This window comes from Ochrobactrum sp. Marseille-Q0166 (assembly GCF_014397025.1).
GTDB lineage: Bacteria > Pseudomonadota > Alphaproteobacteria > Rhizobiales > Rhizobiaceae > Brucella.
Map to the genome: position 1 here is coordinate 766,270 of NZ_JACJUO010000002.1, position 24,649 is coordinate 790,918.

Genomic DNA, 24,649 nt, shown 5'->3' on the forward strand with positions numbered 1-24,649 from the left:
ATAGATTACGAAAAGATGATTAATGGGGTCCAGTTTAAACCTTGAGGGGATCAAAGTGAAAATCCTGGCCCGAAACCGCCAAGCATTATTGGTCGTCGTTCTTTCCGGTACAACATTTGCTTCTATCGTTGCAGCGCATGCGCAGGAAGCAGCAAGCCACACCGTGCTTGCACCGATTGTCGTCAATAGTGGTTCGGAGGATCCCACAGCGCCGATCAAGGGATATGTGGCTAAAACCAGTATCAGCGCGACGAAGACCGGCACACCGCTCGTTGAAACTCCCCAGTCAATATCGGTCGTCACAGCAAACGAAATGGCGGCACAGGGTGCACAGACACTGGGGCAGGCGCTTGGTTATACGCCCGGTGTTGTTTCCGAGCCTTATGGTTCCGATCCGCGCTTTGATTCACCGCTGATCCGTGGTTTTGATGGCCGTCAGGTACAGTTCTTAAACGGTCTTCGCCTGATGCGCACTGCAGGTGCCTCGGCGGTTGATCCCTATATGCTAGAGCGTATCGAAGTGGTGCGCGGACCTGCTTCGGTGATGTTCGGTCAGGGTAACCCCGGCGGACTGATCAATATGATCAACAAACGTCCGACCTTTGAGAAGTTCGGAGAAATTGGTGTTCAGGCTGGCAGCTATGAGACCTATGGCACCTATTTCGACTTTGGTGGTCCTGTTGCGGAAAGCGATCAGTTTACCTATCGCCTGACTGGTATGGTGCGCAAAGCTGGTACACAGACCGACTTTCTCGACAATGACCGCTATTTCATCGCGCCCGCTTTCACATGGAAGCCGGATGAAGATACCAAGCTGACCATTCTCACCAGCTTCCAGCACGACAATCCAAGTTCACCGTCGGGCCTGCCGCCGGAATTCACGCTCAATTCAACCGGCTACACCCTGCCGCGTGATTTTTCGCTGGGTGATCCTGATTTTGATCGCTCAAGCCGTGACGTCATCAATCTTGGCTATGAACTGGAGCATCGTATCAATGATACGTGGACCTTCCGCCAGAATGCACGCTTTTCCAATCAGAGCTGGCAATATCAGGCGCTCGGTTATTCTAATTCTGGTCGCATCACTGACGGCCGAACGCTGAGGCGTATCGCAACCTTTCAGGATGAGCGATTGAACACTTACAACATCGATAACAATCTGGTTGCTGAATTTAATACCGGCCCGTTTGAGCATAAGTTTCTCGCTGGCCTCGATTATCGTTACTTCGACAACAATGTCGAAACGCAGTTCTGGCGTTGGGCGCCGCTGGATATTTTTAACCCGATCTATGGTCAGCCTATCAATCTGACCGAAAGAAATCTGGCGACTAAGGTTGATTCAAGCCTGACACAGCTTGGCATATATGCGCAGGACGAACTGGCCTATGAAAACTGGCGAGCCACTTTTGGTCTGCGTCAGGACTGGGCGAGCACGAAGGGCACATCGAGCAATCTGAATTCAGGGATAACGCGTCCGCTCGACAAGGATGATCATAAACTGACAGGCCGTGCTGGCCTAGGTTACGTGTTTGATAACGGCATTGCGCCTTACATCAGCTATTCCACCTCGTTCGAACCGCTTGCTGTGCCTGCAACTGGCCCAGTACTGGAGCCGACCACTGGCAAACAGTGGGAAGCAGGCATTAAATATCAGCCGAATGGCTGGGACGGCTATTTCACAGCGGCCATTTACGATTTGCGCCAGCAGAATGTTGCTGTCTCGGTCCTTGAGAATGACAAAACTGTTACAAAGCAGATTGGTGAAGTACGCGTTCGGGGTTTGGAACTTGAGGGCGTTGCAAGTCTAGCACAAGGCCTCGATCTGCGCGCCGCTTACACCTACATGGATGCTGAAAATATTGAGGGAAATTATAATGGCAAGCGTCCTGCCAATGTGCCCAAACATGCCGCAAGCCTCTGGCTCGACTATACTTTCCAAGAAGATTCAGCGCTTGAAGGTTTTGGCATAGGCGGCGGTGTACGCTATGTTGGTCAACGTTACGGCGATCTTGATAACAATTATAATCTTGATGCAATCACTCTTACAGATGCTGCAATTCACTATCAGAAGGATCACATCAGGGCGTCGCTCAATATCAAGAATATTGCGGACAAGAATTATGTCGCAAGTTGCAGTTCGTTCGGATGTAACTATGGTGACGGCAGAACCTATCTGAGCAAGCTGACATTTACATGGTAACAGACCCGCAGCGCGGATCGATATTTTCTGCATCTCAAATCAGCCGCCGGAAAGCCCTTGGCCTTCTGGCGGCTTTGGCTTTGCCAAATGTGGCGCGCGCCAATCCATTTCCGCGCATTGCGGCAATCGATTGGGCCATGCTCGAATGTCTGGTGGCTTTGGGTGTCACGCCGATCGCGGCAACAGAGTTGATCCGATTTCGTGAAGATGCGGTTGAGCCGCAATTGCCTGCTTCCGTCGTTGATCTCGGTCTGCGGGGTTCACCGAATTTCGAGCTGCTCTATCTGCTCAAACCTGATCTGATCCTGAGTTCCCCTTTCTATACCCGGTATGAAGAGGCGATGAAATCGATAGCGCCGATCATGTCGTTGCCGTTTTATGTGCGCGGCGAGAGCCCCTATGAGAAAGCGCTGCAAGCTGTAACGGCGCTTGGCGATAAGCTTGAACTCAGCGCCAGAGCATCAGGTGTTATTGAGGCCCAGGCGAAGTTTATCGCTGAAGCAAAACAGGTGTTGAAGCCTTTTGCATCGCGCCCGACCTATCTCATCAATATCGGTGACGCGCGCCATTTCCGCGCTTTCGGCAATGACAGCATGTTTGGTGATGTGCTGGAACGGCTTGGTCTGCCAAACGCTTGGACTGATCGTTCCCGCTTTACATTTGCGGCTCCCGTTCCGCTGGAAAATCTGGCGGCAAATCCTGATGCGCGCATCATCATTATATCGGATATTCCAGTTGAATCGCGCAACAGCCTGCGCAACAGCGTGATCTGGCAGTCGCTCAAACCTGTCCGCGATGGTCGTGTCTATATGGTAGATAACATTAGTCCCTATGGCGGACTGACGGCCGGATTGCGGTTTGCCCGGCTTCTGAGCCAGGCGTTGCAGGCAAGCGGCGAGGCATTCCTGTGACCCGTGGTGGACTGATTTCAAGCGCTGTAATCGGCGTTATGACTGCCCTTGGGCTGTTTCTCTGGAACGCCAATGCGTTCTTACCTTTTGCGCAATGGCCTTCGCTGCCGTTTAACCCGCAAAACATGAGCACCGAGCAGGTTATTCTGGCCTATGCGCTGTTTCCGCGCGCTTCCGTTGCGATTTTCGCCGGTGCAGCACTGGGACTGGCGGGTGCTTTGCTGCAGCGGTTGCTCAACAACCCGATTGCCGATCCTTCGACGCTTGGCGTGTCATCGGGCGCACAGCTCGCAATTGTTACGGCAACGCTGTTCTTCCCGACTGTGCTTGACCAGTTTCGCTGGGCGGTCGCGCTTTCTGGTTCTGGTGTTGCGACCGCAATCGTGTTTCTGCTTGGCTGGCGCAGTCGGCTTGAGCCGGTGACGATGGTTGTGTCCGGTCTTCTGATCGGTGTGACGTGCAGTGCGATTTCTGCCGCAATGACATTATCGCAGGGCCAGTATCTCATGTCGCTTGTGACGTGGAATGGCGGTTCGCTGAGCCAGCAGGACTGGTCATCGACGATGGCCCTTGCTTTGCAATTCCTTGTCTGTCTCATTGCCGCAATCATGCTGAGCCGTCCGCTGACGCTCGCAGGCCTTGGCGATAGCAGTGCGCGCTCGCTGGGTGTATCGCTTTCATGGTTGCGTGTTGCGGTCGTGGCTGTTGCGGTGGTGCTGAGCGCAGGCGTTGCGGCCAGTGTCGGGCTTGTCAGTTTCATTGGTCTGGCGGCTCCTGCAGTCGTCCGTGGCTTCGGCGTCAGAAAGCCGGGTTCAATCTTGCTGGCGTCGCCTTTTGCTGGTGCCGTTCTTCTCTGGATTTGCGACGGAGCGGTGCAAGTTTTTGGCGCAAATCTTGGCGAGACTTTCCCGACAGGGGCAGTTACCGCGCTGATCGGCGGGCCTTTGCTGCTCTGGCTCATTCCGCGTGTGCGTTCGACGGCTTCCCAGCAATCCTCGCCTGCACAGGTTTTCAAACGTGCTTCAAATGCCAAACTTGGCTTGCTGCTCATCGCTCTGCTGGTCGCAGCTTTTCTCGCGCTAGCGCTTGCGCGTACGCCAGAAGGCTGGTTGCTTCTGACAGGCGAAAATCTTCGCGATATCTTGCCTTTGCGCTGGCCGCGCCTTCTGGCTGCCGCTGCTGCAGGCAGTCTGCTTGCAATGGCGGGCGCCGTCCTTCAGCGCCTCACTGGCAACCCGCTGGCAAGCCCGGAAGTCATCGGTGTGAGTGGCGGCGCAGGCATTGGTTTTGCTGTAGCCCTTACAATTTTCGCGGCACCCAACAATGCGCAATTGCTGCTTTGCGCCTCCATCGGTGCGCTGATTGCCATGCTGGTCGTGTTGAGCTTTGCGAGCCGCAGAAGGCTCTCATCCGCACGCTTGCTGCTGGCAGGAATTTCGGTCGGTTCGCTGGCATCGGCCATATTGAGCATCTTCCTTTCGATCGGCGATCAACGGTCGTGGCAGATTCTTGCCTGGCTCAGCGGCTCGTCCGCAACGGCAACGCCGGAAAGTTCGCTTTTCCTCGTCGTGCTGACATTCACAGTGATTGGGCTGGCATTGCTCGCATCGCGCTGGTTGACCATACTGCCGCTGGGGCAGACAATTCCAATTTCGCTTGGTTTGCCCGTGCGGTCTGCGCGGATATTGACGATCCTGCTTGCCGCGATTGCCAGTGCCGCCGCATCGCTTCTCGTCGGCCCTTTGAGCTTTGTGGGACTGATGGCGCCGCATATGACGCGTCGTATGGGCTTTTATCAGGTACAGTCGCATGTCATTGCATCAGCCGTGCTCGGCGCGCTTCTGATGGTGATTGCCGATCTTGGGTCGCGCAATGCAGCCTTCCCCTATGAGTTGCCGCTGGGCCTTTTCGCAGCCTTGGTCGGTGCGCCCTACCTTGCCTGGGCATTGAGTAAAAAAGGATAATGTGATGAAGACGAACACGCCGCTCTGGATGGATTCTCCGGAGAGATACGGGCTTGTGAGCCGGATTCTGCATTGGGCAATGGCCTATATTCTGCTCTGGCAGTTTGTGATGATCCTTTCGTGGAAAATAGTCGGCCCTTCACCGGTGCTTGACACCGTCAGGGTTTTAGGCCCTGCACATGGAACTGTCGGGTTTCTGACGATTGTGCTGGTTGTCGTGCGTGGCATCTGGGCATTCATCAATCGCAATCAACGCCCGCCGCATCAAGCAGGGCTGATGGGCAAACTGGCGCGCATTGTACATATTGCCTTCTACGTGTTGCTGTTTGCCATTCCGGCTCTGGCACTGTTTCGTGCCTATGGCAGCGGCAAGGGACGCGAACAATGGGGAATCAATATTGTCCCTGCAACGGGCGAGAAGGTGGAATGGATGATGGCACCCGCAAATGCGCTGCACAGCCTGCTTTCATGGGTTCTGTGCGGGTTGATTGTCGCCCACATACTGGCCGTGCTGTTTCATCGACTGGTTCTTAAAGACGGCATTCTTTCACGCATGGCTGGCCCGATGCGCTCTAAATTCAGAGTTTTGCCGCAAGGAAGTCGATAAAGGCACGGATACGCGCGGCGAGGTGAGGGTGGCCGGGGAAAACCGCATGGATTTTCTCGGGCTCCGCAGGCGACCATGCAGCCAGCACTTCCAAAAGTCGCCCGCTTGCCAAATCATCGGCAACAGTATGTTCTCCGGTCTTCATCAGTCCGCCGCCTTCGATGCAGATGCGTCTTAGGATCGTGCCGTCGCTGCCAAGAAAATTGCCGGAAACGACCTGCCGAATGGTGCGGCCCGTTTCAGGATCGGCAAATTCCCATTCGCTCGGCTGGAAATTATAGCGCAGACAATTATGCGTTTTAAGGTCTTCCGGTCTTTGCGGAGTGCCATGTTTTTCCAGATAAAGTGGAGAAGCAACCACCAGCCGACGCATCAGCGTGATGGGGCGGGCTTTCAACGCCGAATCCTTCAATATGCCGGAGCGGATCGCAAGATCGGTTCGCTCCTGCCAGAGATCGATAATGCTGTCGTTCAAGGTAATGTCGAGTTCTACCTCCGGATATAGTTTCAGAAATTCAGGCACCAGTGGCATGATGACCGTTGCACCAAAGCCGACCGTCGAACTGACACGTAATGGACCGCGCACTGCCGCCTGTGCGCCCTCGGTGATGCGCGCCTCCATTTCGGTCAGCCGGTCGAGCAGGCTGCGCGCTTCCGCCAGATAGATTTCACCTTCCGGTGTCGGCGTCAGACTGCGGGTTGACCGCACCAGCAAACGCACCTGCAAGCGATCTTCCAGCCGCGAAACAAGGCGGCTGATCGCTGACGGTGTCATGTTGAGCTGACGGGCGGCAGCGGAAAAACTGCCTGTTGCCACTGCGCGCGCAAAGACCTCCATTTCACCGAAGCGGTTATCCAAAACATCACCTGTGAATTTGATGAACAGTTATATGCAGGATTATCACTCTTATCATTTGATATCCAGAGCGCGATATGGAGACAAAGTTAAACAACAGGAACTCCTCCCATGCCTGTCGCTCTCATTGCTCTTACGATCGCTGCCTACGCGATCGGGACGACCGAATTTGTGATCGTTGGCTTGCTGCCGACGGTCGCATCGGATCTGAATATCACTTTGCCGCTCGCCGGATTGATCGTCAGCGTTTATGCGCTTGGCGTCACCTTCGGCGCTCCAATCCTCACAGCCCTGACCGGTCGTCTTGAACGCAAGCCATTGCTGCTCGGCCTGATGACGCTGTTCATCGCTGCCAATATGGTTGCAGCCTCCGCCCCAAGCTATGAAATCCTCATGGTCGGGCGCGTGCTGTCTGCCTTTGCGCACGGCGTTTTCTTCTCTGTCGGTGCCACCATTGCGGCTGATCTCGTGCCGGAGAACAAACGTGCTTCGGCTATCGCCATGATGTTCATGGGCCTGACAGTTGCAATCGTTACCGGCGTGCCGCTCGGCACATGGATTGGACAGAACTTTGGCTGGCGTGCAACCTTCTGGGCTGTTTCGGCCATCGGCCTTGTGGCTCTCGTCGGTATTGCAGCACTTCTGCCGCGTGCATTGCCGAAGGCTGAACCAGCATCGCTCATGGATCAGCTGCGTGTTCTGGGCTCCGGTCGCTTGCTGATTGTTTATGGTATGACAGCACTTGGTTATGGCGGCACATTTGTTGCCTTCACCTATCTCTCCCCGATCCTGCAGGATATTAGCGGCTTTTCCGCAGATTCCGTCAGCTACATTCTCGTGCTTTATGGCATTGCCATTGCCATCGGCAATATCGTCGGCGGACGCATTTCAAACGCCGATCCGGTGCGCACCCTGACTGTTCTGTTCGTGTTGCAGGCGATTGTGCTGGTGCTGTTCAGCTTTAGTGCTGTGTCGCCGCTCTTCACGCTGATCACGCTTGCGGCCCTGGGCTTTCTGCAATTCGCAAGTGTTCCCGGCTTGCAACTCTATGTGGTGCAGCTTGCCAAGGAACACCGTCCGGGGGCTGTCGATGTCGCTTCGGCGCTGAATATTGCAGCGTTCAATCTGGGCATTGCGCTTGGCGCGTGGCTTGGAGGCATCGTGGTCGAAAGTCAGCTCGGTCTCATCTCAACCCCTTGGGTTGGGGCAATTCTCGTCGCGGGTGCTCTTGGCCTGACAGTTTTGAGCGGCGTGCTTGATCGCCGCACAGAAACCCGCGTCGCAACCGCTGTTTGAATTCGCTCCGGCACTCCCAAAGTGTAAGGACGGCACAAGCCGTCCTTTTTTCGTGACATGCTTTATCGCTGCACTTTCATGCCAACATAAATGCTGTTGGCATGATATTCGCGATAGGAGATTTTGCTGGTCTGAAACTCATGTCTTAGTCGCGCATCAATGCCGACAAAGCGATTGATCCAGTAGGTCGCGCCAACCTGCGCACCGACCGTGTAGTCGGTGCCGGTACCATCATTGTTGTCGCGGACATTGAGATCAAGCTTTCCGTTCAAGCTCAGATCGGACCTCATCTGACGTTTCACTTCGATACTTGTGAAATGTAAAAGTGCTCCGGCCACGCCCGGGGTTGTTGATGTATCGACTGTGGTTTGCGCATAAAGCTGCACATCAGTGCCGCGTAATGGAGACCAGTTGATGCGGGCAGCCAAGGAAGGCCCGCTGACATCAGCAAGGCGAGAATCATCGCTATTGGCACGCATGAAGCCAGCCGAGAATTCACCGTTGAACTTCTCGCCACGATCAAACATCAGACCGCCGCGTATGGCATATTGTGAGCCGCTTCGTTCATAGCCGTTGCTGTCCACCCGTTCGTCGAACATCCGCTTGCCAAGCTCAACTTCAGCAAAAGGCTTGAGCGCTGGCGAAATTGCAAAACCTCCACGCAACGTGACGCTGGCATAAGTATTGTCGCGGTCCTTCTGACTGACGTTGCCGCCTGAAGACAATTCTGCATCGCCATAGATTTCATGTTCGAGGTGACCCGTGGCACGACCAAAAAGCAGCCCGGTGTCGCGTTCGATGCCGAGGCTTCCGTTGATGGTATGAACGAGGGGCCGCTTCAAAGCGTCTGTGACGCCGTTCGGGCTTGATGCGCTTTCACGCCGCAGCTTATAACCCGCGCCTGCATTAACGGTTATTTGGTCGCTCAAATCAAATCGCAGATTACCCTGAACATCGACACGAGGTTCTGACACGTCCTGCCCGGAGATTGATTTGCTCATCGTGCCGGAAGCATCGATTTTTGCCTGATGGCGTCCCCAATCCGATTCAGCATTGAGACGGAGAGTTGTTTCCGACAGCACGGCACTGGAGCCGGTCGAGCTGTTGTCGCCATTGGTGGTGGCGCGAATGCCTTGTTCGAGTGTCGGACGCAATACAAACGTGCCCGCACGAATGCCGATTGGCGCGAACGGATCGGCTTCCTGTGTTACACGGCGGCCCTGTTCTGGAAGTGCGGGCAGGTTTTCTCGGCGCGCACGAGCGGTTTCGTTCTGCTCTTCAGTTGTGACCGCGCTGACGGGCATATTGTCGGTGGCAAGGAAGCGTGGAGCTTCTTCTTCGGTAATCGTTGCTGCCTGCGCCGTTTCAGCGGGCTGAGGAGGAGGGGGAGGCGTGTAGGAATCGTCTGCAAGATTATCCTGTGCAGGCGCATTCGGATTTGCAGGATCAATATCGCGATCGGCGTTCTGTTCTGACGAGGAAATGGGAAGATTACCGTCTTCGTCCAGAGCGCCGCGAAGCTGCGTATCCTGTGCAAATGCAATCGAATTGCTGATTGCCAAGGCGCACCCAGCCAGCAACAGGCTTCTCAGCCTGCGGGCAAAAGGCGATAGTCCGCCCGATGGGATATTGGCAAAAAGCATATTATCTTCAAACCGTTGCAACGTGGTAAGTGAACGGTAAAGAGACATGGTTAATTATTTATTGACGATTGCGTTTTGAGCTTCGTTATTGTGCGTCAACAAATGCTTGGACAAGCGGCAATGAAGGCGCTAACCGTTGGCGTCATGACAAAGCTCGACACGACACATGCAGCCGCGCATGCTGAGGATTCGATTGCCTCTGCTCTGCGCACCATCAAGACCGAAAATGCAGGCCTCGTGGCGCTCGAAGAAGCGTTGAACAACGGCCTCGCGGCACCCTTTGCCGAAGCAGTCAGGACAGTCGTTGCCTCGAAGGGCCGTCTCGTGGTGACTGGCGTGGGCAAAAGTGGGCATATCGGCACGAAGCTTGCAGCAACTTTTGCGTCAACCGGCACGTCTGCGTTCTTCGTGCACTCGGCGGAAGCCAATCACGGTGATCTCGGCATGATAGGTGCGGATGATGTCATTCTCGCAATTTCGTGGTCGGGCGAAACGGCTGAACTCAAGGGTATTGTCAACTATTCGCAGCGCTTCCGCATTCCGCTGATCGCAATTACTTCAGGCGAGGAGTCGGCACTTGGACGTGCGGCCAATGTCGTGCTGTTGCTGCCAAAAGCGCAGGAAGCCTGTCCGCATGGCCTTGCACCGACCACATCAACGATGATGCAGCTGGCCATCGGCGATGCGCTTGCAATCGCGCTTCTCGAAGCGCGTGGTTTCAGCCCGACAGACTTCAAAACCTTCCATCCGGGCGGTTCGCTCGGTGCAAGTCTCGTCCATGTTCGCGAGATGATGCATAAGGGCGACCGACTGCCGCTGGTCAGCGTGGGCACATTGATGCCGGACGCCATGAAGGTGCAGGCGCAAAAGAGTTTCGGCTGTGTGATCGTTGTCGATCAGGACGGCCAGCTCGCAGGTTTCATCTCTGATGGCGATATTTCGCGAAATCTGAGCCGCAATCTTTCGGAGCTGACCGTTGATGATATCATGACGCGTAAGCCAAGGACGATTGATAAGAACGTGTTGGCGAGCGCTGCGCTCAGCCTTATCAATGAAAAGCACATCGGCGCACTGATCGTGGTTGAAGACAATCGTCCGATTGGCCTCGTGCACTTTCACGATCTGCTGCGTATTGGGGTGGCTTGAGGTTAGGGGAATAGGGCCAAGAACTTGGTGCTAAAATTTGCTTGGGCTCCAAGAAGGCCCGTAAACTCCTTTACTCCGCCACTTCCATCTCAAGCGTGATCGGATCAAATGACACGATATGCACCTCTGTTCCTGCGGGTAAGTCGGGGCCTTTGATGCGCCATGTCGTGTCATTGATGCGGATACGGCCGCGACCGTTGACGATGGGTTCCGCAAGAGTGGCACGCTGGCCGACGAGTTGATCGCCGCGACGATTGAGTAAAGGCTCATCCTGACGATCGCTGAAGCCAAAAACGCGGCGTCCTACCAGCACGAAGATCACGGCCAGCACCAGAAACAGAACGATTTGCAATTGCCAGCCAAAGCTTATTATCGAGCCGAGTAGAAAAGCAAAGATCCCGGTTACAAGGGCTGCAAGACCGAACCAGATAAAGAAGATGCCGGGCGCCAGAATTTCCAGAATGAGCAAGACGAGTCCTAAAACGAACCAGCCCCAGAGCCCAAGTTGTGACAGGAAATTGATGATCATGACGCCCTGCCTGATTTAGCTGCGATTTGTGGGAACGCTGCGCGTGCGTGGAGCAGGTGCACTCGGAGTTGGTTCAACCGAATGGCTGCCATCGCCGAATACTTCCTTCGCAATCGCACCAATACCTGCCAGTGAGCCGATCACTGAGCTTGCTTCAAGCGGCATTAGAACGACTTTCTGGTTCTTCGCACTTGCTATGTTACCCAGTGCTTCGGTGTATTTCTGCGCGACGAAGTAATTGAGCGCTTGAACATTACCGCTTGCGACGGCGTCGGAAACCAGTGTCGTTGCCTTTGCTTCAGCTTCTGCAAGGCGTTCACGCGCTTCGGCTTCGCGCTTGGCGGCTTCCAGCTTGCCTTCCGCTTCAAGAATCTGCGACTGCTTCTGGCCTTCAGCGCGCAAAATCTGCGCATTGCGGTCGCCTTCAGCTTCCAGAACTTGCGCACGCTTGTCGCGTTCCGCCTTCATCTGTCGTGCCATCGAAGTGACGATGTCGGCAGGTGGGTTGATATCCTTGATCTCTACACGGGTCATTTTTAGGCCCCAAGGATGTGCTGCATCATCGACAATGCGCAACAGACGATCATTGATCGCATCACGGTTGGACAGCAACTCGTCAAGATCCATCGACCCCATGACGGAACGGATATTTGTCATGGTTAGATTGAGAATCGCATATTGCAGATTGGAAACCTGATAGGCGGCCTGTGCTGCGTTCAGTACCTGATAGAAGGCCACGCCATCGACACCAACAATGGCGTTATCACGGGTAATGACTTCCTGCGTTGGGACGTCAAGCACCTGCTCCATCATGTTGAGCTTTGCACCAATCCGATCGAAGAAAGGCACAATGAGATTGAGGCCCGGCATGAGCGTACGCGTATAACGGCCAAAGCGCTCGACGGTGTAGTTATAGCCTTGTGGCACAGTCTTGATGCCCGCAAAAAGCGTTGCAAGAACAAGTGCGGCTAAAATCAGCAGCGTAATGTCAAATCCAGTCATTGCGCAAATCCCTTAAATTAAACCCAACCCTGCAACTCGCGGCGAACGAGTGTCTCAATAACTTTCATGCCCTCTTCGCTATCGTTGAGGCATGGTATGTGGCTGAAATTCTCTCCGCCAGCTTCATGGAAAGCCTCTGCGGCTTCATGGCCAATTTCATCGACCGTTTCCAGACAGTCGACGACAAAGCCCGGATTGAGAACTGCAACAGATTTTACGCCCTGCTTTGCCAGTTCTTCAACTGTTTCGTCGGTGTATGGCTGCAACCATTCTTCCGGACCAAAGCGCGATTGGAAAGTGGAACGGAACTGCTTGTCGTCCATGCCGAGGCGCGCGCGCAAAAGCCGTGATGTTTCAAGGCATTGTGCGCGATATGGATCGCCCTTGTCGGAATAGCTTTTCGGAATGCCGTGATAAGAAGCGAGGATCACTTCCGGCTTGAAATCAAGCGTTGCCAGATGCTTCTCAATCGACTGTGCAAGCGCCTCGATATACACCGGCTCAACCTCATAGGAGGGGATCGTGCGCACAGCTGGCATGAAGCGCTTTTTCATAAGCACTTCAAAGAATTTGTCATTCACAGTGGCGGTGGTGGTTGCCGAATATTGCGGATAGAGCGGGAACATCACGATGCGTTCGCAGCCTTGTTTCAGTAGCCGGTCCGTCACTTCCTCAATCGAAGGCTGACCATAGCGCATGGCCCAGTCGACGATTACATTCGGATAATCTTTCAGCGCTACCGCAAGCTTCTCACCCTGCGCACGGGTAAAGGTGCGAAGCGGCGATTCATTTTTCTCACGGTTCCAGATGCGATCATAGAGCTTGCCGGAGCGCTTTGGACGCACGGTAAGCACGATGCCGTAAAGAATTGGATACCAGAAAAGACGTGGCCATTCGATGACGCGGCGATCCGAGAGAAACTCGGCCAGATAACGGCGCATCGGGGCATAACTCGTGCCATCTGGCGTGCCGAGGTTAACCAGCAAGACACCGACTTTGGGTTGCTTTGCAGCATGGTTGGCTGGGGTGGCGATCACTTTATTCGTCTCACTCATATTCCGACTCCTGCTTTGCCGGAAAACTAGAGAAAAAAAGGCAAATTACAATCCTAACAATCACTAAGGCAGTTGAATTGTCTGAAGATTACGAAAGTATCTTATAAAAAAACGGCACACGCCAAAGCGTATGCCGTCTGGAACGGATAATCAAAAGATTTTAGCTGCGACGGGTAAGCGAGAAGCGCGAACCGGCGGATGAGGTACAATTGAGCTGATTTTGCGAAACGAGCGCGCAGTTTACGCGGGACGACGTGCCACGCACGATCGAACGCATATCGATCTCCACGAGCTGCGGGGATTGATAACGATAGCTACCTTCTGCCAGCTTTTCGTTTGTATCGGTGGCGCGCGTTTCAAAAATACCGCCATTGAAGGATGAGACGATCCCGTTCGGATCGACCCAAGAACCATCGATACCGGATGGTGCACGATTGACCACAGGGACATTGCCACCACCGCCGGGGCCGGTTGCAACACAACCTGCAAGGGCGAGCGATACGATTGCCGTAGAGCCAATGATACGGAAGCGTTTCATGTCCATTTTCTCCATAAGAGTGTTTATGGTGTGATGTATGGAAATCTAAGCGAATACAAGTCCCTTTTAACAGGATTGCAAGACTGTTGCGAAACTGCCGCAATCGAAATTGCCCGGCAAAGGCCGGGCAATTCCGTTTGTTTTAGCGCACCAGAATGTTGCGGAATTGCCAAGGGTCTTTGGTGTCGAGGTCTTCTTCGAACAGGACACCACGACCTTCCAGCGGGTTCCAGTCAGTATAATAACCTTTGACGGGTCCCAAATATGGCATTTGCACTTCGAGACAGCGGCGATAATCCATTTCGTCGGTTTCGACGATGCCGCTTTCCGGATTTTCCAATGCCCAAACCATGCCCGCCAGAACAGCAGACGAAACCTGCAGACCTGTCGCGTTCTGGTAAGGGGCGAGCTTGCGGGCTTCTTCGACGCTCAGCTGCGAGCCATACCAATAGGCGTTCTTGTCGTGACCATAGAGCAGCACGCCCAACTCATCCGAGCCGTCAAGAATTTCGTCTTCTTCAAGCACATGCTGCACCGCCTGCGCACGCCCGCTGCCGCCAAACATTTCATCAAGCGAGAGAATGGCGACATTGCTCGGATGGTAGGCATAGTTGCAGGTTGGGCGATATTCGAGCTTGCCCTTCTTGCTGCGCACAGTGAAGAAGTCGGCAATCGAAATTGCTTCATTGTGGGTTACCAGCAGGCCGTATTGCGCACCATGGGTCGGGCACCAGGTGCGAATGCGGGTATTGCCGCCGGGTTGTTCAAGGAAGATGGCAGCCTTGTTGCCCTTCTTTTGCTTGCGGGCGTTTTTAGGCTTCCAGTTTTCATGAGTCCCCCAGCCGAGCTCGGCAGGCTGCAAGCCTTCAGCAATAAAACCTTCCACCGACCATGTGTTCCAGAATGTGTCGAAAGGCTTGGGCGCCTTGGCGCGCTGGGTGTCGCGTTCGGCGATGTGAACCCCCTTCACGCCGGCCTTCTTCATGAGCTTCGCCCAGCCTTGGCGGTCATCGACGGCCGGTTCTTCAAACTGAAGCTTGAGTTCAGTCGCGAGATCGACGAGCGCTTTTTTCACAAACCAAGACACCATGCCGGGATTGGCGCCACAGCAGGAAACAGCGGTCGGGCCACCCGGATTCTTTCTCTTCTCAGCGCGTACGGTCTCGCGCAGCGCATAATTGGTGCGCGATGCATTGTCTGCTTCGGTGTCAAAATAGAAACCAAGCCATGGCTCGACAACCGTATCAATGTAGAGCGCACCCTGTTCACGGCTGTAGCGCATCAGATCGAGCGATCCGGTGTCAACCGACAGATTGACGATGAAAGGCTGTCCTTCGCCTTCCTTGATCAGCGGCCCAAGAACTTTCTTGTAATTATCCTTGGTGATCGCTTCCTTGATAAAGCGGATATTCTTGTCATCAAGGATCTGGCGGTTTTTTTCAGAGGGGTCAATGACGACCAGACGGGATTTGTCGAATTTGAAATGACGTTCGATCAGTGGCAGGGTACCGCGCCCGATCGAGCCAAACCCGATCATGATGACAGAGCCGGTAATTTCGCCATAGACTGGCCATTTCGCTTTCGCCATTTTCTTTATCTCTCCTGCTGTAATGCTACAGCGTTGCACAATTCCTTTGTTTAAGAACTGCTGATTTCGCAACGATAGCACAGGTTCATAGAAAGAAAGAAACGTCACAAGCCTATGACAGCAAACGTGTTTAACGAATTTATATCATAACCAACTGAGCGCGGATCATTCCACGCAGTGAATTGCCGACAAGAATGTTGCGCGCACGGCTGAGATCATCGACGCTGACGGAGCCTTCCTGCACCACGCCATTGTTTAAAAGTTCGCGCCGCAAAACGCCGTCGAGCAGGCCGCAGGAGAGCGCAGGGGTGACGCAGGTTGTGCCGCCAATATCGAGGAAAATCGATGTGATTGTGCCTTCACACACTTCGCCACGATCATTAAGCAGAATGACCTCATCCACTTCCGCCGTCGAATATTCTTCACGAGCCGCAATATAGGCCTGACGCCGTGTGGTCTTGTGGCGCAGCAAGACATCATCATGTTTGAGGCGCGTTTCGGCCAAGGCGATGCGCCACACCGTCTGCGGCTGCAATGGCTCATAGGGAAAGGCTGCAATCTGGACGAGTCCGTCCGGGGCGAGGGTCAGACGCAGTTTGAGCGGTGTGTCGCCTGCACTGATCTCGGCGACCTTCTGATGCACCGTTTCCATATTATAGCGAAAGCCAAGCTCTCTCGCGGAGTTTTCCAGCCGCGCCATATGAAGATCGCAACGCAGGATTCCCGAAAGAGGCTCCCAGCGCATCGTCTCGATCAGCTGATAGTCTGGTTCCGGATGGCTGGTCGCTGTCCCGTCGCGAACCGTGCTTTCAGAAGACATTCCTCATACTCCGCTTGCGCTGTGGAATCGAAGACCACGCCGCCCCCGACATTGAAGATTGCACGATTTTGCTCAAGAAGCGAGATCGTGCGGATGGCAACATTGAACCGCATACGTCCACCCGGCTCTATCCAGCCGAGCGAGCCGCAATAGATATCGCGCGGGCTCGTTTCCAGCCTGCGCAGGATTTCCATCGCGCTGATTTTCGGTGCACCGGTGATAGAACCGCATGGGAAAAGTGCTGCAAAAATCGCGCGCAGCGGCAGCTTGTCTTTAAGCTTTGCACGCACGCGGCTAATCATCTGATGAACGGTTGGATAAGTTTCGACCCGGAAAAGTTCCGGCACATCAAGCGATCCGACTTCGCTGATCAATGAAATGTCGTTACGCAGCAGATCAACAATCATGCGGTTTTCCGCCTGATTTTTAGGATCATTCATCAGAAACTGACGATTGGCTTCATCCTCAAAAGAGGTGGAGCCGCGGGGCATGGTGCCCTTCATCGGGTGGGTTTCGATATAACCTTCACCATCCACTTCAAAGAAGAGTTCCGGTGAGCGCGACAGGATGATCGGCCCACCGAGATCGCAATAGGTCGCATAGCGAACCGGCTGACGCTTTGCGAGCGTGTTGAACAGCACGAGCGGATCGCCGTCCCATTCCGCATGAACCGGAAAGGTCAGATTGCCCTGATAGCAATCCCCTTCGCGCAAATGCTGGTGAAGGCGTGCAAACCTGGGCTGGTAATCCTCAAGCGACCACTGGGCAACCGGTTCCCGTAAGTACGTGATGTTGTCATCACTACGGCTATGCAAGGCTTCATCTGATGGACCGTCGAAGACACCAAAGCATAGAAGCGGCGCTTTGCGACCTTCCGGCAGAAGCTCTTTCAGTTTGGGTTCAAGCAGATAGCCCGCTTCATAGGAGAGGTAGCCTGCAAGCCATTTTCCCGCTTCATGGGCGCGTTGCATGGCCTTCCATGCTGCTTCAAACGTGTCTGGCGTGTCGGCACGGATAATCGAAGACGGAGCCGCGAATAAAACATCGCGTCCCGCCTTGTCATCCCGAAAAAGGATTTGCGGCCTGTTCAAACCCCTATTCAAACCCTTGTGGGTCACGAATTTGCTCAGTCTTCCATGGCTTCAAGTTCATCGATGATGCCTTCCACCACCGACAGGCCCTTGCTCCAGAAATCCGGATCGGTCGCATCAAGGCCAAATGGCGCCAGCAGTTCCTTGTGGTGCTTGGTGCCACCCGCTTTCAGCATGTCAAAATACTTCTGCTGGAAGCCCTTTTCCGAGTTCTGGTAGACGGCATAAAGCGAGTTTACCAGACAATCGCCGAAAGCATAGGCATAGACATAGAACGGCGAATGGATGAAGTGCGGAATATAGGTCCAGAAGGTTTCGTAACCCGGATTGAGATTGACCGCATCGCCAAGGCTTTCGCGCTGCACATCCATCCAGATTTCGCCGATACGCTCTGATGTCAGTTCGCCTTCGCGGCGCTCGGTGTGAACACGACGTTCAAACTGGTAGAAAGCGATCTGCCGCACAACCGTATTGATCATGTCCTCGGCCTTTTGAGCCAGCATGGCCTTGCGTTCGCGCTTGTTGGTGGTGCGTTCAAGCAGCGAGCGGAACGTGAGCATCTCACCAAAGACCGAGGCCGTTTCAGCCAGTGTCAGTGGCGTGGATGCCATCAGCGCACCCTGTTCGCCAGCCAGCACCTGATGCACACCATGGCCGAGTTCGTGCGCAAGCGTCATCACATCGCGCGGTTTGCCCATATAGTTGAGCAGCACATAAGGATGGGCCGAAGGCACGGTTGGATGCGCAAAAGCACCCGGGGCCTTGCCCGGACGCACCGGCGCGTCGATCCAGTTCTTGTCAAAGAACTTCTTGGCGATTTCGGCCATTTCAGGTGCGAAATTGCCATAGGCTGAAAGCACGGTTTCGCGCGCTTCATCCCATGAGATCAATGCCTGTGGGGTTTCCGGAAGCGGTGCATTACGGTCCCAATTTTCCAACTTTTCGAGGCCAAGCCATTTGGCTTTCAACGCATAATAGCGGTGAGAAAGGCGCGGATAGGCTGCTTCAACGGCTTTGGCCAGCGCATCAACGACTTCGCGTTCTACGCGATTTGCAAGATGGCGGCTGTCGGCGATATCCTCAAAACCGCGCCAGCGGTCAGAGATTTCCTTATCCTTGGCCAGCGTATTGGTGATCAGCGTGAAGGTGCGCAGGTTTGCGCCGAAAGTCTTGGCAAGCGCTTCCGATGCCTTTTTGCGCACGGCACCATCCGCGTCCTGCAACATGTTAAGCGTCTGTTCGATGGCCAGTTCTTCGCCATTGATTTCAAAACGCAGGCTCGACATGGTTTCATCGAACAGGCGGTTCCACGCACTATAGCCGGTGATAGACTTTTCATGGAAAAGCTGTTCCAGCTTGTCGTCAAGCTCATATGGTTTGTCGAGGCGCAAATCTTCGAGCCATGGGCGGTAGTGACCGATCGCCGGATTGGAGGCCATCGCCTCTTCGAGCACGTCATCGTCGATGCGGTTGATTTCGAGGCTGAAGAAAATAAGTGGCGTGTTGGCGTCAGTCAGCTTCTGCTGCACATCGCCGAACAATTTCATGCGCTTCGGGTCGGTGGTGTCGCCGTAATAATAAAGGCCCGCGAAGGAAGCGATGCGGCCCATGAGTTCGCTCAGACCTTCATATTCCTTGATCGCATCGGCAAAGTTTCCGCCCTTGGCCTTTGCCGCCTCGTCACCGAGTTTGCCCTTCCAGCGGGTTTCAAAATCGGCTGCATCCTTTGCCGCCTTTTCGAGATCAGCTTTCAATTCAGCACTCTCGGCAGAGGGGTAAAGGTCAGCCAGATTCCACTCGGGCAGCTTTCCAAGGTCGGCCTTCGCAGCAGCTCCCGTATCACCGGCTGGTATGCGCGGCATGGTGTCGAGCGTGACAGACTTTGAAAAACGGTTCATGGCAAAGGTCATAGCATTCTCCTGTTGCCCTCTTTTCGCATGTCTTTTTCAAGACGCCAAGAGGCAAGGCGCTCCCATGGGGCACCGAACTATTCTGAGGATGAAATGTGTTCCAGCTTTAGGAGGGGTTGCATTCACGTGAAGCGCTGCTTCAAATGCGTGCCTGAAATAAGACATATACTAGTTATTGGGATACATTGTCATAAAAACCACTGATAGATAAGCAGTTAATGAGTACGCGTATTCTTATAGTTGATGATGATCCGATACAGCGCAGAAGCCTTGAGGCTAATGTACTGCGTATGGGGTATAGAACCATTCTCGCGGATGGTGGCATTAATGCTTTTGGTTTTATTGCGAGCCGCAAGGATATTTCGCTGGTACTTCTTGATCTTTCCATGCCTGACTTGGACGGTTGTGCAGTTATTGCGAGGATGCGAGAAGCAAATATCAAAATCCCTGTTATTGCCCTTGTGCAGGCTGAAGAGATTGAAAAGGCGATGCAAGCTATTCGGCTGGGCGCTGCCGATTTCATGACGAAGCCTGTTGTTTTTGAACGCATGCAAGTATCAGTGGCCAATGCTTTCAAACTTGATTCTCTCACTCAGGAGCTGGAGCGCACGAGATCATCTCAAAAGCCCCATATCTTGCTTTCTGATATGGTGTCTAAAAGCACCGAAATGGAAAAAGTGATCGGTCTTGCTCGGCGTGTGATCCCTTTGGACACCCCATTGCTTATTGAAGGCGATGTCGGCACTGGAAAGGAAACACTCGCGCGCGCCATCGCAAGCGGAGGAGCGCGGTGGAAAGGGCCATTCGTGACGGTCGATTGTCGCGCGTTATCCAAAGATAACGCGGATAAGGTTATTTTTGGCCAAAACGATATTCATGAAGTGGGTAGCGCGCCTATTCAGATTGCGGGCAAAATAGGTGAGGCGAAAGGCGGCACCATTTTTTTCGATGAGATCAGATCTCTTCCTTATCGTACCCAGTTGCGGCTCTTCTCGGTCATGAAATTGGAACATTCGTCGGGTTGTGACGGACAGGAAATGCCACTTTCTGATACTCGAGTGATCGCTTCGAATAGTCATTCAGTCGCTGAATTGGTTCATCTGGGTCAGTTTCATCCCGGATTGTATAATTTATTGGCATCTTTTTCGATTTGCATGCCCGTATTGCGCAATCGAATCGTAGATATTCCTATTCTTGCACATGAGTTTTTAATGCAATTTGCCAGCGAGGAGCGGCTTGGGCATATAACTGGCATTACCCCTTACGCTATCGAATGTTTAAAGGCCTATGATTGGCCGGGTAATGTTCGTGAGCTTAAGAATGCAATCTTTCAAGCTGTTCTTCTAAGCAATGAGAATGCATTGACAGTAAGCGATTTCCGCAACATCGGGCTTCGAACTGTTTCCTCTTCCAACCAAGGTGATCTTGTTGACCTTTCATCGAAAGGAAGGGTGATAGCTCAAGGGCGCCAAGGGCAGGTGGATAGCCTTAATTCTGAAGGTGAAGTTCGTACTCTGGCTGCTACTGAGGAGCAGATGATCCGCTTTGCCGTAGCGCATTATGATGGGCAAATCAGTGAAGTTGCACGTCGCCTGGGTATCGGTCGAACGACATTGTATCGCAAATTGAAGGAATATGGCATCGATGTGGCTTCGATAGCGGGTAGGATGCGTGACGAAGAAACCTTTGTGGAACCTTCGTCAAAAAAGCGCGCTATTATCTAGAATTTTTATATTAAGTAACTGATTTATAAGAATTTTTACTAAAGAACGCGCACTGTTGCAAGAATGTTAGCATGATCAAACATTGTTAATAATTTTTTTACCATGCTGAAAATAGATGCGAGGCTGTGTCTTTTTTGCCATGGTGTTTCCTCATTTGTTGTTCACTAAGCGTCCATTAACCATTAAATCCGACAATCAGGGTTCACGCATATTCGTTTCTTGGAACTTTGATACGGCCCTTAGGGCGGACAACACGGTAAGGCGATATAATTCGATGAGCAGCATATCGACCATAAAAGCGCGGTTGGCGAAAGTCTGGACTGGATTGTTTAATTCGGTATCTCAGGTTCGAGCGTCGGCTTCGACGGCTTTGGTTGCAGTGGCGGTTCTAACAGCAATGGCGCCTTCGCAGGCATCGGCTGAAACCCGCACACTGAAGCTCTATTATGTCCACACCGGTGAAAAGGCAGAAATCACCTTCAAGAAGAATGGTAAGTTTCTGCCCGATGGCTTGAAGAAGCTTAACGTCTTCCTTCGTGATTGGCGTCGCAACGAGCCAACAAGAATGGACCCACGCCTTTTTGATCTTGTGTGGCAGGTTTATCGCTCTACCGGCTCCAACCAATATATCACTGTCGTTTCGGCCTATCGTTCGCCAGCGACCAACAATATGCTTCGCTCCAAGACAAGTGGCGTTGCTAAAAAAAGCCAACATACACTTGGCCGTGCGATGGACTTTTTCATTCCGGGCGTCCCGCTTGCAAAACTTCGCGCAATTGGTATGCGCTATCAGATAGGTGGTGTCGGCTATTACCCTCGTTCAGGGTCGCCTTTTACCCATATGGACGTCGGTAATGTCCGCTCTTGGCCACGCATGAGCCGTCGTGAGCTGCTGGCTCTGTTCCCGGACGGAAAAACGGCGCACATCCCCGCTGACGGTAAGCCATTGCCGGGCTATGAGCAGGCTCTTGCTATGATTGAACGGCAGAAGGCAAGTGGCGGTAACGTGATGATGGCGAGCAACTCGACACCACGTAAAAGCAAAACGTTGTTTGGCGCGCTATTCGGTGGCGGTGGCGCTGATGAAGAAGAAGATAATGGTGATGTAGCACCCGCCGCTGCTCGTCCGGCACGCGCTGCTCCTGTCCGTCAGGCACCTACACCAGCGGCACCAGTACAAACACCGCAGCCCGAGGCCATGGTTGCATCGTTGCCAGCACGCAATGCGCCTGTCCCAATCCAGGCTCCGCGCCCTGCGGCAATTGTTGAAACGCCGCCACAAGTGGAAGAAGTACCTGCTCCTGCTGTTGCATTTAACGTTCCAATTCCTTCCCGCAAACCTGCCAATGCTGCACAGGACGCAATCGCTCTCGCGGCAGCTGCAAATCCTGAGCTTAATTCCGCAGAACAAATTGCAGATGCGAGTACAAACGCTATGTTGACGGGTTTTGTTCCCGTCCCATCCTTGCGTCCACAGCAGGAAGCTTCACAGCAGATTGCAGCTGCAATTGTTCCAGGTGTGCGCCCTGAGCAAAACCCACAGGATGCGATCGCGCAGATCGTAAATGACAACCCGCATTCAACAGCGACAGTTACAAATTCCGCTGATGCTATCGCACAGGGTGCCGCAGCCGCTTATCCGGTGCCAAAAGAATCGCCCCGTGCTAATACGCAATTGGCAATGGTTTCCAAAAGGGATGAGATTGGCGAGCTGATCGCTCCACCGGAAGACAATTTTGACGCGCAGCCTGTTGCTGTTGCAAAGCCGCAGCCTGTGAAAATCGCTCCAGTCAAGACTGCATCGGTTGCAAAGACTGCCCCATCGCGCTCGCACATTGCAGCAGTAGGCAAGGGGGCTAAAACCGGCGTTCGTTCGACTGGCAAAAGCGATAGGCGTGTTGCTGCCGTTTCTTCGCGTCCAAAACCTGTGGTTCAGCCAGCTGCTATTCCCGCTTCTGCTGTTGCTATGTCGACGGATTCTGTTGCGCAGGCCGCACCGGCAACAAGTGCTGTACTGCGTAATGACGCAATGCGCTCGGCGCCAGCTATGGTTTACACCGCTGGCTTCCAGCGCGGCGATCTGCCAAGCGAACGCGCAAATAAATTCAGCGGCAACGCCGTCACCTTCCTGACTGTGGCGAAGTTCACTGAAACGAACTGACCGTCCGCGACATCAAGATAAGAGAAAAGGGGCCTGCAAGGCCCCTTTTTTATTCGGCTGTTTAAAGCTTAGAGCATAATTCCGTTAGCTTGGATCAGTTTAAGGTAAAATAGAGTGAACTTTTGGCGTCCAATAGGACGTCCGGCTCTCTATCCCTTCAAGGCTGCAGCTTCCGTGGCAAGCTTGGTGATGCCGTCCCAGTCGCCCGCTTCAAGCAGTTCCTTCGGTGCAACCCATGATCCACCGACACAGATCACATTTGGCAACGAAAGATAGGTCTTCGCATTTGCAAGGCTGATGCCACCAGTGGGGCAGAACATTGTTCCGGCCAGTGGCGAGGATAGGGCTTTGAGGAATGATGCGCCGCCTGCCTGTTCTGCCGGGAAGAATTTGAGATGCGAATAGCCTTCTTCGCGAAGAGCAAGCATCTCGCTCGGCGTGATGGCCGCAGGAAGCAGAGGCACGTCACTGTCATCGGCGGCAGCGAGAATATACTTCGTCGCACCAGGGCTTACGATAAAGCGCGAGCCGGCCTTTGCTGCTTCCTCATATTGCTTTGCATTGAGAACGGTGCCTGCACCGACGATTGCCTCGGGCACTTCCGATGCGACTGCGCGGATGGCGTCGAGTGCTGCAGCCGTACGCAGGGTGATTTCGATTGCTGGCAATCCGCCCTTCGCCAACGCACGTGCCAGAGGAACCGCATGTTCTAACTTGTCAATCAGCAAGACGGGGATGACTGGCTGGCCTTGCAGGACGGGAACGAGAAGATCGGTTTTCTGCGGCATGGGCTTGCTCTTCTGCTGATACGTGAATGTAAAAATCGATTTAAAGCGCATGGCCTTGTTTGTCTACCGCTCACATCAAAACCGATGCGATGCGCGAACTACATTCAGGCCACTTTGATTAAGTCGCCAACACTTCGGTTCCAGCGTTCAAAGGCTGCAGCCAAGCGGGTGTGATATTGATTATGCGCGAAGGCTGGCCCGTTATAGCGGCGTGCAAAACTGCGCCAGTCTTTCCGCTCCAGTTCGGTCTTCAATCCGGCTTTATCGATGAAGTTCAGCATCAGCCTGACCTGTCCACCAACGGAACTGCGCACTTCCCTCACAAGTTCATCAATGCTGTTGTAGCCCAGCCATTCCCAATGGGCACCCATCACCTGACCAAGCCCCCATGAGGTCGATTCAAGCGCTGCGTTTTTATGAATAGACATGGCCCGATTAAGCAAAAGCCAGCGCTCGCGCTGCGTTTTGGGATTGCGTACACGCCCTGCCTCCGGGGCTGATAATCCTGCTTTACGCGCCTGATCGCGAATACGGCCTTTGAGCCTGCGGTCGAAATAATGGCCTTCAAAGCGTATTGCCGGTTCTTTTACGCCGTTGACATCGAAAAGTGCGCGACCGCCACTTTCCACCTCGGTTACCGCCAGAAGTGCCGCCGGATCAATTCCTGCTTGCCTCGCCAGTGAAATAATTTCTGCAAAAGTTTCCGTATCGAACATCAGGTTTCTCCTCGTGCAAACCGTGTTTACTGACGTCGGATTTTCGCTTGTCTTGAGAGATTGGGGATAAATAACTTGAATTTGCTGCGTTCGAGGACTAGTTC

The 24,649-nt window shown here is 53.6% G+C and carries 20 protein-coding genes; 8 read left to right on the plus strand and 12 right to left on the minus strand.

The annotated features are described in order from the left end of the window. The first annotated feature begins 22 nt into the window (after nucleotides 1–22). Genes H5024_RS14790 through H5024_RS14805 form a run of 4 tightly spaced genes read left to right on the plus strand, consistent with a single transcriptional unit; the run spans nucleotide 23 to nucleotide 5,682 of the window. A complete protein-coding gene (locus H5024_RS14790; protein WP_187547928.1) occupies nucleotides 23–2,200 on the plus strand; it encodes a TonB-dependent siderophore receptor in 2,178 nt (725 codons plus the stop codon). After that, nucleotides 2,194–3,111, plus strand: coding sequence for an iron-siderophore ABC transporter substrate-binding protein (locus H5024_RS14795; protein WP_187547929.1), 918 nt, complete (start codon nucleotides 2,194–2,196; stop codon nucleotides 3,109–3,111). The genes H5024_RS14790 and H5024_RS14795 overlap by 7 nt, the downstream gene beginning before the upstream one ends. A 38-nt stretch (nucleotides 3,112–3,149) precedes the next feature. Beyond that, on the plus strand, nucleotides 3,150–5,075 hold the full coding sequence (gene fhuB, locus H5024_RS14800; protein ID WP_210309740.1) for a Fe(3+)-hydroxamate ABC transporter permease FhuB: 1,926 nt from the start codon (nucleotides 3,150–3,152) through the stop codon (nucleotides 5,073–5,075). A 4-nt stretch (nucleotides 5,076–5,079) separates the two neighbouring features. Further along, nucleotides 5,080–5,682, plus strand: a complete 603-nt coding sequence (locus H5024_RS14805) for a cytochrome b (protein ID WP_187547931.1) — start codon at nucleotides 5,080–5,082, stop codon at nucleotides 5,680–5,682. On the opposite strand, the gene H5024_RS14810 is transcribed toward H5024_RS14805, so the two are convergent. Beyond that, a complete protein-coding gene (locus H5024_RS14810; protein ID WP_247875297.1) occupies nucleotides 5,654–6,541 on the minus strand; it encodes a LysR family transcriptional regulator in 888 nt (295 codons plus the stop codon). The genes H5024_RS14805 and H5024_RS14810 overlap by 29 nt on opposite strands. 108 nt (nucleotides 6,542–6,649) lie before the next feature. Here H5024_RS14810 and H5024_RS14815 point away from each other — a divergent pair, with 108 nt between their 5' ends. Next, the gene (locus H5024_RS14815; protein WP_187547932.1) at nucleotides 6,650–7,834 is read left to right on the plus strand and encodes an MFS transporter; all 1,185 of its coding nucleotides are present in this window, start codon (nucleotides 6,650–6,652) and stop codon (nucleotides 7,832–7,834) included. A 62-nt stretch (nucleotides 7,835–7,896) separates the two neighbouring features. On the opposite strand, the gene H5024_RS14820 is transcribed toward H5024_RS14815, so the two are convergent. Further along, on the minus strand, nucleotides 7,897–9,477 hold the full coding sequence (locus H5024_RS14820; RefSeq protein ID WP_187547933.1) for an outer membrane beta-barrel protein: 1,581 nt from the start codon (nucleotides 9,475–9,477) through the stop codon (nucleotides 7,897–7,899). Between the two features lie 144 nt (nucleotides 9,478–9,621). On the opposite strand from H5024_RS14820, the gene H5024_RS14825 reads away from it, so the two are divergent. Further along, nucleotides 9,622–10,623, plus strand: a complete 1,002-nt coding sequence (locus H5024_RS14825) for a KpsF/GutQ family sugar-phosphate isomerase (protein WP_187548639.1) — start codon at nucleotides 9,622–9,624, stop codon at nucleotides 10,621–10,623. A 70-nt stretch (nucleotides 10,624–10,693) separates the two neighbouring features. Here the strand turns inward: H5024_RS14825 and H5024_RS14830 are convergent, their stop codons facing one another. The 8 genes from H5024_RS14830 to H5024_RS14865 form a co-directional block, all read right to left on the minus strand. Then, nucleotides 10,694–11,152 (minus strand): NfeD family protein, encoded by a 459-nt coding sequence (locus tag H5024_RS14830; RefSeq protein ID WP_187547934.1) that lies wholly within the window; start codon nucleotides 11,150–11,152, stop codon nucleotides 10,694–10,696. Between the two features lie 15 nt (nucleotides 11,153–11,167). After that, nucleotides 11,168–12,154, minus strand: a complete 987-nt coding sequence (locus H5024_RS14835; RefSeq protein ID WP_187547935.1) for an SPFH domain-containing protein — start codon at nucleotides 12,152–12,154, stop codon at nucleotides 11,168–11,170. Nucleotides 12,155–12,171: 17 nt separating this feature from the next. Next, the gene (gene hemH / locus H5024_RS14840) at nucleotides 12,172–13,209 is read right to left on the minus strand and encodes a ferrochelatase (protein WP_187547936.1); all 1,038 of its coding nucleotides are present in this window, start codon (nucleotides 13,207–13,209) and stop codon (nucleotides 12,172–12,174) included. A 160-nt stretch (nucleotides 13,210–13,369) separates the two neighbouring features. Then, nucleotides 13,370–13,747, minus strand: a complete 378-nt coding sequence (gene omp10, locus H5024_RS14845) for an outer membrane lipoprotein Omp10 (RefSeq protein WP_187547937.1) — start codon at nucleotides 13,745–13,747, stop codon at nucleotides 13,370–13,372. Between the two features lie 142 nt (nucleotides 13,748–13,889). Continuing rightward, the gene (locus H5024_RS14850; protein WP_187547938.1) at nucleotides 13,890–15,335 is read right to left on the minus strand and encodes a homospermidine synthase; all 1,446 of its coding nucleotides are present in this window, start codon (nucleotides 15,333–15,335) and stop codon (nucleotides 13,890–13,892) included. Between the two features lie 139 nt (nucleotides 15,336–15,474). Continuing rightward, a complete protein-coding gene (locus H5024_RS14855; RefSeq protein ID WP_187547939.1) occupies nucleotides 15,475–16,155 on the minus strand; it encodes an aminotransferase class IV family protein in 681 nt (226 codons plus the stop codon). Then, nucleotides 16,089–17,258, minus strand: a complete 1,170-nt coding sequence (locus tag H5024_RS14860) for an aminodeoxychorismate synthase component I (protein WP_187548640.1) — start codon at nucleotides 17,256–17,258, stop codon at nucleotides 16,089–16,091. Before H5024_RS14860 ends, H5024_RS14855 begins: the two co-directional genes overlap by 67 nt. Before the next feature lie 23 nt (nucleotides 17,259–17,281). Further along, on the minus strand, nucleotides 17,282–19,156 hold the full coding sequence (locus H5024_RS14865; RefSeq protein ID WP_187547940.1) for a M3 family oligoendopeptidase: 1,875 nt from the start codon (nucleotides 19,154–19,156) through the stop codon (nucleotides 17,282–17,284). A 218-nt stretch (nucleotides 19,157–19,374) separates the two neighbouring features. Here H5024_RS14865 and H5024_RS14870 point away from each other — a divergent pair, with 218 nt between their 5' ends. Together H5024_RS14870 and H5024_RS14875 are read left to right on the plus strand one after the other, a co-directional pair. Next, the gene (locus H5024_RS14870) at nucleotides 19,375–20,880 is read left to right on the plus strand and encodes a sigma-54 dependent transcriptional regulator (protein WP_187547941.1); all 1,506 of its coding nucleotides are present in this window, start codon (nucleotides 19,375–19,377) and stop codon (nucleotides 20,878–20,880) included. A gap of 274 nt (nucleotides 20,881–21,154) precedes the next feature. Then, nucleotides 21,155–23,041 (plus strand): DUF882 domain-containing protein, encoded by a 1,887-nt coding sequence (locus H5024_RS14875; protein WP_187547942.1) that lies wholly within the window; start codon nucleotides 21,155–21,157, stop codon nucleotides 23,039–23,041. A gap of 149 nt (nucleotides 23,042–23,190) precedes the next feature. On the opposite strand, the gene H5024_RS14880 is transcribed toward H5024_RS14875, so the two are convergent. Beyond that, nucleotides 23,191–23,829 (minus strand): 2-dehydro-3-deoxy-phosphogluconate aldolase, encoded by a 639-nt coding sequence (locus tag H5024_RS14880; RefSeq protein ID WP_187547943.1) that lies wholly within the window; start codon nucleotides 23,827–23,829, stop codon nucleotides 23,191–23,193. A 104-nt stretch (nucleotides 23,830–23,933) separates the two neighbouring features. Continuing rightward, nucleotides 23,934–24,545 (minus strand): N-acetylmuramidase family protein, encoded by a 612-nt coding sequence (locus H5024_RS14885; RefSeq protein ID WP_187547944.1) that lies wholly within the window; start codon nucleotides 24,543–24,545, stop codon nucleotides 23,934–23,936. Nucleotides 24,546–24,649 lie beyond the last annotated feature (104 nt).

Coding starts and splice junctions, on each gene's coding strand:
- H5024_RS14865 (WP_187547940.1), bottom strand. CDS start 19,156: ATGACCTTTGCCATGAACCGTTTTTCAAAGTCTGTCACGCTCGACACC.
- H5024_RS14815 (WP_187547932.1), top strand. CDS start 6,650: ATGCCTGTCGCTCTCATTGCTCTTACGATCGCTGCCTACGCGATCGGG.
- H5024_RS14850 (WP_187547938.1), bottom strand. CDS start 15,335: ATGGCGAAAGCGAAATGGCCAGTCTATGGCGAAATTACCGGCTCTGTC.
- H5024_RS14825 (WP_187548639.1), top strand. CDS start 9,622: ATGACAAAGCTCGACACGACACATGCAGCCGCGCATGCTGAGGATTCG.
- fhuB (WP_210309740.1), top strand. CDS start 3,150: ATGACTGCCCTTGGGCTGTTTCTCTGGAACGCCAATGCGTTCTTACCT.
- omp10 (WP_187547937.1), bottom strand. CDS start 13,747: ATGAAACGCTTCCGTATCATTGGCTCTACGGCAATCGTATCGCTCGCC.
- H5024_RS14820 (WP_187547933.1), bottom strand. CDS start 9,477: ATGCTTTTTGCCAATATCCCATCGGGCGGACTATCGCCTTTTGCCCGC.
- H5024_RS14805 (WP_187547931.1), top strand. CDS start 5,080: ATGAAGACGAACACGCCGCTCTGGATGGATTCTCCGGAGAGATACGGG.
- H5024_RS14795 (WP_187547929.1), top strand. CDS start 2,194: ATGGTAACAGACCCGCAGCGCGGATCGATATTTTCTGCATCTCAAATC.
- H5024_RS14885 (WP_187547944.1), bottom strand. CDS start 24,545: ATGTTCGATACGGAAACTTTTGCAGAAATTATTTCACTGGCGAGGCAA.
- H5024_RS14830 (WP_187547934.1), bottom strand. CDS start 11,152: ATGATCATCAATTTCCTGTCACAACTTGGGCTCTGGGGCTGGTTCGTT.
- H5024_RS14835 (WP_187547935.1), bottom strand. CDS start 12,154: ATGACTGGATTTGACATTACGCTGCTGATTTTAGCCGCACTTGTTCTT.
- H5024_RS14855 (WP_187547939.1), bottom strand. CDS start 16,155: ATGTCTTCTGAAAGCACGGTTCGCGACGGGACAGCGACCAGCCATCCG.
- H5024_RS14880 (WP_187547943.1), bottom strand. CDS start 23,829: ATGCCGCAGAAAACCGATCTTCTCGTTCCCGTCCTGCAAGGCCAGCCA.
- hemH (WP_187547936.1), bottom strand. CDS start 13,209: ATGAGTGAGACGAATAAAGTGATCGCCACCCCAGCCAACCATGCTGCA.
- H5024_RS14875 (WP_187547942.1), top strand. CDS start 21,155: ATGAGCAGCATATCGACCATAAAAGCGCGGTTGGCGAAAGTCTGGACT.
- H5024_RS14790 (WP_187547928.1), top strand. CDS start 23: ATGGGGTCCAGTTTAAACCTTGAGGGGATCAAAGTGAAAATCCTGGCC.
- H5024_RS14870 (WP_187547941.1), top strand. CDS start 19,375: ATGAGTACGCGTATTCTTATAGTTGATGATGATCCGATACAGCGCAGA.